This is a genomic window from Salmonella sp. SAL00670 (assembly GCF_046552235.1).
Taxonomy (GTDB): domain Bacteria; phylum Pseudomonadota; class Gammaproteobacteria; order Enterobacterales; family Enterobacteriaceae; genus Salmonella; species Salmonella enterica.
Genome location: NZ_JBGDUO010000011.1, coordinates 68499 through 78081, shown reverse-complemented (window position 1 = coordinate 78081; position 9583 = coordinate 68499). Strand labels below are relative to the sequence as shown.

General features: G+C 51.5%; 8 protein-coding genes. All 8 read right to left on the bottom strand.

The genetic code is table 11. The features are described 5' to 3' along the window. A partial coding sequence (gene traD, locus ACLJRS_RS22465; protein ID WP_410957904.1) for a type IV conjugative transfer system coupling protein TraD occupies positions 1 to 1937 on the bottom strand: 1937 nt, incomplete at its 3' end. Between the two features lie 376 nt (positions 1938 to 2313). Further along, entirely contained in the window at positions 2314 to 3045 is a 732-nt protein-coding gene (gene traT / locus ACLJRS_RS22460; protein ID WP_031608647.1) for a conjugal transfer complement resistance protein TraT, read from the bottom strand. A 35-nt stretch (positions 3046 to 3080) separates the two neighbouring features. Next, entirely contained in the window at positions 3081 to 3575 is a 495-nt protein-coding gene (locus ACLJRS_RS22455) for an entry exclusion protein (protein ID WP_077916534.1), read from the bottom strand. 15 nt (positions 3576 to 3590) lie between these two features. Then, positions 3591 to 6413 (bottom strand): conjugal transfer mating-pair stabilization protein TraG, encoded by a 2823-nt coding sequence (traG, locus tag ACLJRS_RS22450; RefSeq protein ID WP_001007086.1) that lies wholly within the window; start codon positions 6411 to 6413, stop codon positions 3591 to 3593. Continuing rightward, the gene (gene traH, locus ACLJRS_RS22445) at positions 6410 to 7792 is read right to left on the bottom strand and encodes a conjugal transfer pilus assembly protein TraH (protein WP_001161720.1); all 1383 of its coding nucleotides are present in this window, start codon (positions 7790 to 7792) and stop codon (positions 6410 to 6412) included. Before traH ends, traG begins: the two co-directional genes overlap by 4 nt. After that, on the bottom strand, positions 7782 to 8330 hold the full coding sequence (trbB, locus tag ACLJRS_RS22440) for a type-F conjugative transfer system pilin assembly thiol-disulfide isomerase TrbB (RefSeq protein WP_000055840.1): 549 nt from the start codon (positions 8328 to 8330) through the stop codon (positions 7782 to 7784). Before trbB ends, traH begins: the two co-directional genes overlap by 11 nt. After that, the gene (gene traQ, locus ACLJRS_RS22435) at positions 8317 to 8610 is read right to left on the bottom strand and encodes a type-F conjugative transfer system pilin chaperone TraQ (RefSeq protein ID WP_001233881.1); all 294 of its coding nucleotides are present in this window, start codon (positions 8608 to 8610) and stop codon (positions 8317 to 8319) included. Before traQ ends, trbB begins: the two co-directional genes overlap by 14 nt. A 213-nt stretch (positions 8611 to 8823) precedes the next feature. Further along, complete coding sequence (traF, locus tag ACLJRS_RS22430) at positions 8824 to 9573, bottom strand: type-F conjugative transfer system pilin assembly protein TraF (protein ID WP_031608470.1); 750 nt, start codon at positions 9571 to 9573, stop codon at positions 8824 to 8826. Positions 9574 to 9583: the final 10 nt, after the last annotated feature.

The following is a 9583-nucleotide window of genomic DNA, read 5'->3' as shown; positions in this document are numbered from 1 at the left end:
GGCTGTTGCGGCTGTTGCGGCTGTTGCGGCTGTTGCGGCTGTTGCGGCTGTTGCGGCTGTTGCGGCTGTTGCGGCTGTTCAGCCTGCGCTTCTGCTGCTGTCGGCGCAACCGCTTCTGTATCCGGTTCAAACAGGCTGGACATCTGACGTCCCTCGGCTTCCCTTGCAGCCAGAACGGCGCTCAGACGGGCTTCCGCCTCCGGATTCATTTCCCGGGGAATAAACTCCGGCGCCACTTTGGGACGTTCCTGGTATTTCAGGGCCAGCTTCACTGCCGGATAGGGTCCGGGCAGCGTGACATAACAGGTCAGGTCGGGCAGTGACTGAATATCGGAGTAGCTGACCAGTGTGACACGCTCCATCTCTTTACCGGTCGACACCCCGTCACGAACGGGATCGGCACCATAGGAATACTGCTCACTGGCTTTCAGGATCTCTTTTTCACCAATCTCATGTGCGACATAGTCGGCAATTTTATAACTGGGTGAGCGGAAGAAGGCCCTTGTGTTCATCACATCCAGCAGGGTTGCCGCCGCTTTCTCACCATAGATATCCTCCATCTGTGTACTGGACTGAATACCAAAGACATAGCAGCCCCCGAATTTACGGGCTTCCGGGACAATTTCCACGAGGTCGGGCAGCTTGTGCAGCGTGGGCAACTCATCACAGAAGAACCACACCCGACGGTTACGGTTCTCTCCCATCGCCAGCAGGCCCCGGATGGCAATGGACAGCCACATGGAAATCACCGGCTTCAGGGAAGAATGTGTGTCAGCGTTTGAAGAAATAAACAGCCAGCCGTTTTTTTGATCCTCCCGGACGCCGCGCATCCAGTCACGGATGGTGAACGGTTCACCGTTACGCTCGATCCCCTGAAGATAGCGGACGGCTTTTACGTAGTTGGTCAGCACAGCCCGGATGGAAATGGCCGTCTTCTCGATTTTTTCTTCCACCAGGTTGGCCGCCGGGGAATCACGCAGGTAGGTTCGCAGTTTTTCAATCCTGATTGAGAGCAGAGTGTCAACCAGCTTGCTGTAGCTGCGATCGCTGTCATTACGCATCAGGTATGCCGCTTCAGCAAAAATGGTTCGTCCGGAACCCTGCCAGAACGGATCTTCCTTCGTGCCCATCGGGATCAGGGTATTCGCCGCATTATCAAAATCCGGCAGGGTGAGGCATTCCCGCCATAAATCCCATGCGGCACACCGCGCGTCACAGGGGTTGAGAATTTTATCGATGGACGGGTCGTAGTAGCTTTTGACAAACTCACAGGAACGATCGTACATCACCACCATGTCGCCGCGCTGACGGGCATAGTTAGCCAGCCGGCGTATGATTTCAGACTTACCGGTACTGACTGTCCCGTGGAGCAAAAAGTTCTGAATCTCTGAATCCTTAATGATTGGCAAATCGCCAATCAGGATATCGGACGCTTTTCCGTCTTTTTTCAGCATTCTGGCAACGTCTTTCGGATTGTCGGTAAGCTGGCGTCCTCCGGTAACATCATCCTCACTCTGCTGTTTTCCCTGACGTCCCAGAATCCATGTGGTCATAAAAAATGTAATCAGGCAGATAACCAGCGCCACACAGGCGGCCAGAACAAAGGCCGACCACAGTTGCTCCCCACACCAGACCGTGTATTTGTCCTGCAGAACCTGAGCGGCGTTCATCCGGAACGTCTGGCCGTAATACCGGATCTCATAGACAGGCTGGGATTTAATTAAATCTCGCATTCCTTCAAGCGTGGTACACCACCAGTAGATACACCCATTCACAAACGTCTGCCAGCTGAGTTTCACCCATAACACCAGGCCGACGAGTATCCAGAAGAAAATAAACAGGCAGTAAAATATAATGTTGGCGATCTGGCTGAACATGCGAATACGCATGGACGCAATCTGACCGCCCTGGGTCATATCCTTCGCATTAAAGCTCATAGATGTTATTCCAAAGAAAGATTATCAGTCCGGACGGGGAATTAATTTGAATAAATGACCAACCGTTACTTTCGTTTTTTCAGAAAATAAAGAACAGCAGCACAGACTACCAGTACAGCAAACAGCCAGGAAAACGGATTGCCGTTAGTCATGTGACAAAGAAGTTCTGATCATGGCATTCCGTATCCTTATTATTCCCGCTTCGCGGCAACACTTCACGGACGCACAAAGAATTTGCACAACCGCTCAGTGTTTTCATATTTATTTCGGAAACGCCGGAGAGAAATGAAATTTATTTTATTTCTTTCCGGGCCTGGACAACGAGCAAAGCGAGGCGTCAGTCAGGAGGCCAGTCAGACCGGCCTCCTGAAGATGATTAAAGAATATTTGCGATTGATTTGGCCAGTTGGTCTTCCAGCACGGGTTTTGCCTCTTCAAACTTCAGGTTAACCTTGTTGGCATTCGATACCACACGGGTCTGGTATTTATGCTGATTACCGGTTTCGGTGCTGGTCTGGATTTTGGCACCCGAGGTTCCCTGGCGGAGGGCGGCAACATTGTCCGTTGTCACGGTCGCTTTTGTCCGTTCTGAGATCTGTACGTCGGTGATCATGGTGTAGTTAATATCTTCCACCATCGCATCAGCGGCCATCCCCACAAGCCCGGCAGCAAGCCCTACTCCCAGCGTGGCACCTGCTGAGTTAGAGTTATACGCTGTGATACCGGCCCCGAGCGCTGCCCCGGAGAGCGCACCTTCATAACCACGGTTCAGCCATCCCTGGGACTCACGCAAATCCATCTTGTCGGCCTTCAGCACGTTGGCCTGAATCCAGTAGTATGCTTTGTCTGGTGAGGTAACCACAGTATACCCTTTTGCCTGAATATCTTTTGCAATCAGGCTCTGAAGGTCACTCATATCCTTATCGGAGGTATTTTTCACCTGCAGATACACCGTCCGTTCACTGGACGGGTCAAGCCAGATGGTCTGGCTCATCTGGGTTTTCACTTCAAGATTACGCTTTTTGATTGCTGTGCTCATCGCACCACACCCTGACAGGGCCAGAGTGGAACTGACCAGTGTAACCATCATTATTTTTTTCATTTTCATCCAATTACCTTTATTTACCAACCATAGTTTTCTTATTACCTGTCATTATTATCCTGCCAGCGAGACCCAAAAGTATTACCAGCCGAATCAACTCCTCCATGCATAGGATATCCAGTTGAGGGGTTGTAGTAAGTCGTTTGACGATACTCAACAGATTCAAAATCCAGACCCCTATCTTCATCATATTGGTCATCAAGCTGACATTTCATCCACTCTTTTATGCTTATACAACCACTTACTCGTCTTAATTCATATAATGTTCCACCGATAAAAATCATTAAACTTAATAATGGCGAGAGTAATGAGCATACGGGCATAATTACATACCAAATTCCTTTACTAAACTTGAACTCATCAGATATGTTATTTTTTTTACGAATTTGAATAAATAACCAGATAAACAGCCCCTGCCACAGCAGGACAAATAACAGGATAATCCCTGTTTCAGCGACTCCCCACTCAGCTAGATAACAGGCAATAAACTGTACCACTGTCACCAGAACAATCTGAGCTAAATTTTTCATTCCCACCTCCCGGATATCGCCTTACTGTTTGTGCTTATCCTGATACTCTTTTGCCCTCTTCATCAGTTCTTCAGGACTGTCCGCGCCAGGCATCCTTTCCTGTGCAGCCTTTTCTTCATTATATTTATTATTCTGAGATAGTGCTTCTGTTTTATACTGTTTTTGCAGGCCAGAATACTGCTGGTCAATAGTCTTTTCCTCACCTTGGATATTTCCATAAGTATCGTTTATATCGGAATGATAGTCTGTGACCATATTATCAACCTGGTTTTTTACATCATTACTGATATTACTGTCCCGCGTCCGTTGTTCCACCGTTGCCTGATGGGCCTGATGATCGGCTACCACATCCTGTTTATCACCACCACCGGATACTGTGCTCATACCACTGCCAATATCACCGCGGGCTTCGCCCCAGGCATTATCCACACCAGGCTGTACCTGCTCCTGAACAAAGGCCCAGGCCATTGCCCGACGTCGTTCTGCCACCTCCGGCGAGCTGGTATTTGTCAGAATATTTTCTGCATCCTGTGGCGCATGCTTTTGCACAAAATTCACAAACTGCTGTGACAAATCTTCGCTCATCTGCCCACTCATGCTTTCTGTACGGGACGCCATCTCAGCATACTCATGGCTGCGGGTCAGGTTCGTGGTGTACTGGTCATAACTCTGTTTCGCTGAGTTCAGGGCGGCAGACAAATGATCCACACGAGAATCAGCATTATTGTCCGTATGGCTTCCGGACTCACTGACCTTACGGCTCGTGAAGTAATCGCTGGCCTCCTTAAAATCCTGCGTGGCTTTGGCATCAACACCATGACGAACATCCTGGCTGGATCGTGAACTACTGCTGGCCTGATGCGTATCATCATCGCTCCAATCAATACCAGCACGACCACCGGCTTTAACACCAGCTCCACCACCGACCCCCAATATCTTGGGCCTTATGCCCCACTCTGCACTTGCATCACCATAAATACCCCCAGATGTTCGCGTACTTCTCGCTGCAAGTTCCTGAGTGGCCTGCTCATTACTGATATTATGTGCCTTCGCATAGCTTTCCACTGCGCTGCGCATCCGGCTGGCCATTATGGAATCCTGCGCGCTCATGGTGCTGTCAGCACCACTGGTCACTGAGTCGCTGCTGCCCCGGTTCGTCCCGAACTGGCTGAGCGTATTCCAGGCGCTGGCGATACTGCTGCTGAAACCATGCAGGGCGCTTTCTGCCTGCGTGCTGGCTTCCCGCGCCATCTCCTGCTGTGCCGCCGCTATCTGCCGGGTCGCGTTGATATTCACCGGCAGTCTGGACTGCGCACCGCTGGCATCCATGACCATATTGCCGTCCCGGGTCTGCGTGGCGGTCGCCCCACTACCGGTCTGGTAAGTCATCTGGCCAAATGACGTGGTACTGTTGGTACTCCAGCTGAAGCCGTTGACGTTCTCCGTCTGCATGTTGCCGTAGGAATAATTGCCGTCCACCACGCCGGCAGCCGCACTGGCCGTCGGGCTGATAGACGAAGACGCAAAGTGGCTGTAAACGCTGGAAAATCCAGCGCCCAGACCTTTTACCATCATCCACGACAGCGGGGGAATCATGGCAGAGAGATAACCTGCGGTTGATGCCAGATCGGAATATTTCAGCTGTATCTGAGAGAGTTCTGACAGCACCACCGGGGCACCATTCTGTTTCGCATAGAACACCATGGCGCTGTTCAGAATGGCATACAGCAACGGCCATGTCTGCAGCCACATCAGGGCAAATACATACCCTTTCAGCACTGACAGCGTCAGTTTATTAAAGACAGCGGCCAGAACCAGTAACGGGAAAATCCCGATGGCTATCCCCAGCAGAATAGTCTGTACCATCGGCAGGTTTCGCATTGTCACATAACCAATGGAGACATGTGACAAACGTTGTTTTTCCATCGAGGATGTGGTGGCCAGATTCACCAGACTGGCGGTATCACCGTTACGGGCTGCATTACTGGTGATCCCTTCTTTCAGAGCGTTCATTGTTACATTCTTACGCATGATCTGGCTGGCTGACTGGCTGGAGCCGTAGAAATAACTGTAACTGTCACTTACCAGTTCCCTGAATAACAGGTCAGGGTCCGGCCTGCCCCCAAATATCTGCTGCACATAATAATGCCAGGTCTTGCCTCCTGTCTTTGTATCGAGATTCAGCTTGTCTTTCAGCGTGACCGACGCATCCTTGCAGGTGACAAAATGATTGTTTTTGTCATAAACCCCCCGCAACGGACTTGGGCGGGAAAAAATCAGCGTATAGGGGTCATCGGATTCCATCAGTTCTTCCAGGGAATATTTGTGATTGAGGTAAATATCCCCCAGCACACAGTTCTGGACGTAGTCCTGAAACAGGTTAATGATTTCCGGATTCCGGGACAGGAAATCGGTGCTTTTCACAATCAGATTCGCCCCGAACAGCATACCTGTCTTGCTGTAGGTGACGCTGTCCGGCTGGGCAAAAATCATCTCATAGCTGGCCACCATCGCATGCCCGATCCGGGTCGTCAGCGAAAGGGGGAGTGCCAGTCCGACCGGCACATTATCCACCCGGTAAACCCTCACCAGGTCGCTGTTATCAATTATCTGTACTGATGTCCGTATGGTCACCAGAAGTGATATCAGCACAAACACCGCCACCCAGCCCAGCAGATCCATCACGTTATGTCGCTGTACCCACATAACGGACACCGCGAGAACGGACAGGGTCAGCGCAATTTTCTCAATGGAGTCCCACGTCCGGGTGCTCATGAAGGCCGCAATGGCGTTCAGGTTATTACTCAGCCATTCTCCGCCGGCAATGACATAGACTTCGTTCACTGCGCACCTCCGCCAAAATGATAGTTGTTCTGGTAACGGCTGAGCATGCGGGCTGACAGCTGCTGGCGCATGTAGCTCATCTGACGGTCGACAACCAGCAGCGCATCCTGCTGCACCTGGACCTGCGCCTGGAAGGACGCTATCTGCCGGGTCGCGTCATTCATGTTGTCGGTGATATGTTCGATAACCGCCTCGTCATAATTCCCTGTGGCCACCATCGCCCGGGCCTGCTGGATCAGCTCCTGGATATACTGCAGCAGGATGTCGTACCCGATATAATCCGTCAGCTGATAAATCATGCTGGTTGACACGCCGAGCATCTGCGGGTCAACCAGGTATTTGAAAACCGGGATGGTGGTGCTGGAGATAAACCCTTTTTCCTTATTATCCAGGGGAGTGTCGCTGACCGCCTTGTTCTGAATACTGGTCAGCAGCTTCGTAATCTGTGATTTGAGCGCATTGTCGCGACTGATGGTCACCGGCGTGTCGGCCACCACCTTCAGGCATTTATCCGAATCATTGCAGTGGTATATCTTCGCCGTTCCGCCTTCCATTAATGCCCGGATAATAGCCCGGTCGGTGGTTCTGGCAGGCAGGGGCGTGATTTCGCCGTTGGGTCCAAAAACCAGTGAACCGGTCAGCGTCATCACGAACTCTTTCAGCTCCTTGTTGCCGTCAAACATCCTGTTTTTGGACAAAGCATTCCACATGATGTTGATATTTTTGGTCACCCGCTCCTTATCCTTGTCACTGGCTTTATCCCTGACGCTGTCGGATTGCCCGCCCACAGTACATCCCTGCCGGGACGCCGCCCAGTCGGCAAAAATATTGCTCTCACCGGCAATGTCCTGGCAGACCTTCTGCTGGGAGACCTGTGTTTTTGGGAAAAGCCCCCCGACAATCCCCTGCGCCGCCTGGCAGGAGCTGAGGTTCATACTGTTAATGTCGGAGGCCATTTTCTGCAGAAAATCCTTTGCCGTTTTGATTTCCGGCACCGTCGTCTGCAGCGCAAGGTCAAAAAAGTACCCTGCGGCGTTACTCATAATCTGCTTCACAAAACGCTGCAGCTGCTCGCCGTTAATGAAACTGAATGAGCCGAGATAGGCATCGATGCCCCCGCAACCGGCATTGATATCCGGCAGGGTCATGGAGACCAGCTGGACATTTTTTACCTGTGTCCGGGCATATAAAGAGCCGCCGGAGGCATATCCTGCCGCCTGTCCCTGCCAAACGGAGGGCTGTGTGGTATTGGAAGCAAAGCCCAGCTTATTGAAGAACTGGTTCATGTCGCTGTTCACATCGGCAGAGACGGCGGGTGCGACGGTCATCAGCGCCGTACATAATATGAAAAGCGGTTTAATTCTCGTTTTACCCTGCATGTTTTTCTCCGTACATCTGCAGAACGGTATCCATCCGGGCCATAAAACCGGCGGCGTCGGTGGCCCCCTGCAAAAGAGGTAATGCTTCAAGTGTGTTCACGTTAACCAGAAATGTTGTCGGGGTGGCGACGGGAATATTGGGGAAGAAGGTCTGCATCACTTCCGGCGGTGCCGGCAGCGCCTCCGGAAACGCGGCATCCCCCTGTCCGTCCAGGGTATAAGGGAATACCGAAAATCCATACTGCTGTGCCACCTGCTTCAGTACCGGGTCAAACTGGTGGCACCAGGGGCAGCTTCTTTGCATGAACAACACCACTTTCCAGTCGGCGAGGTTAACCGTTTTACCGTTGCTGAGACGAAACCAGCGGGGCGCCGGCGTTACCTTCTGCACGCCCTGCGTATCTGCTGGCTGCTTTTGCCCGGACGGTGCGGCCATCCCGTGCGGGTTATACAGCCGTTCAATCTCTTCCCGCGTGGAGGCATTAACCCCCGTCCCCATCAGAAGCAACAGGAACAGCAAAGCCTTATTGAGAGACATGTGATTTATCCCCCTTTTCTTCTTTTTCAGCAGCCAGAATGGCAGCCTGACGGGCTTCCAGTAACGCACGCTCTTCCCGGCTGACGCGGGCTATCCAGGCATCCAGCACCCGGTAAGCGCCGGACAACACCAGAATGATGGCAATCAGTTCCGCCAGAAAAAAAGCCATCCAGGGTTTGCGGTAAACCAGCCGCCCGACAATGTGAAACCAGACGCCCAGGGAGAAAACCCATACTCCAGTAATATCCGGTAAAGGAAGCGATAATTTATATTTACGCACAGTGGAGTCACTCCATTGTTATTTAATATATGCGATGCCTGATTTATTATCAGAGAACAGAATATTCATCAGCTAAAAAACGCCGCCATGAATAAACTATTTAACAGTGGGGGCTATTTATCTGAATTAAAAATAAAGGGCATAAAGACAGCCGCTTCATCTGCATTATTTACCTGCGAACGAGTGACAGTAATACCATCCCCTGATATTACTTTAGAAATTCGGCTTAAAATCTTCTGACACATTCAGGAACTGTTTTGCCAGGTCGTCCTGCGTAATAAACCCGTATGACAACGGACGGACACTGCCCTGTTTCGGGTCTACCAGCATCATGGCCGGGAAATATTTCACACCAAGACGCTGCGCCTGCCCCTGGTCAGGACGCGTATCCGGCAGCATCGGGTTAATCACCCCGTCCACGGTCACCGGGATAACGCTCAGACCGTAAGTGGCGCGAAAGCCATTAATCACCTGCGCCAGCTGGCCGTCAATGGGGTCCTGCCCGCGGTAAAAGAACATGATACCGTAGTGTTCAGCCAGCTTTGATATGGCCTGCCGTTGCTGAGACTGGTCTGCGGCCAGCTGGTTACGTACCGTGCCGTTGTAGTGGCTGTACTGCAGGTTATAGTCCAGTTCAGGATGCGCCAGCATGGCTTTTTTGGCGCTCATGCTGAAAAGCCCCGCCTGCTGCGTCCAGTAATTCTGCAGCCGGAAATATTTCACAAAATTATCCACACCGGGATACAGAATGGCTTCATAAAGCGCCCGCTTTGTTGCGGTCTGCAGCGCAGATAATTTCTGCATAATGTCAGGCTCCTGACGAACCTGAGCGGATTTATCCGTCGTTTTTGGGTCAGGTAATTTTACCGGGTCGTTATACCACTGCCATCCGGCATCTTTTCCGTATGCCGTCAGGGAGCCACAGAGTAACGCTGCCACCCATACGGCCTGTATTTTTCGCATCATACCCCCC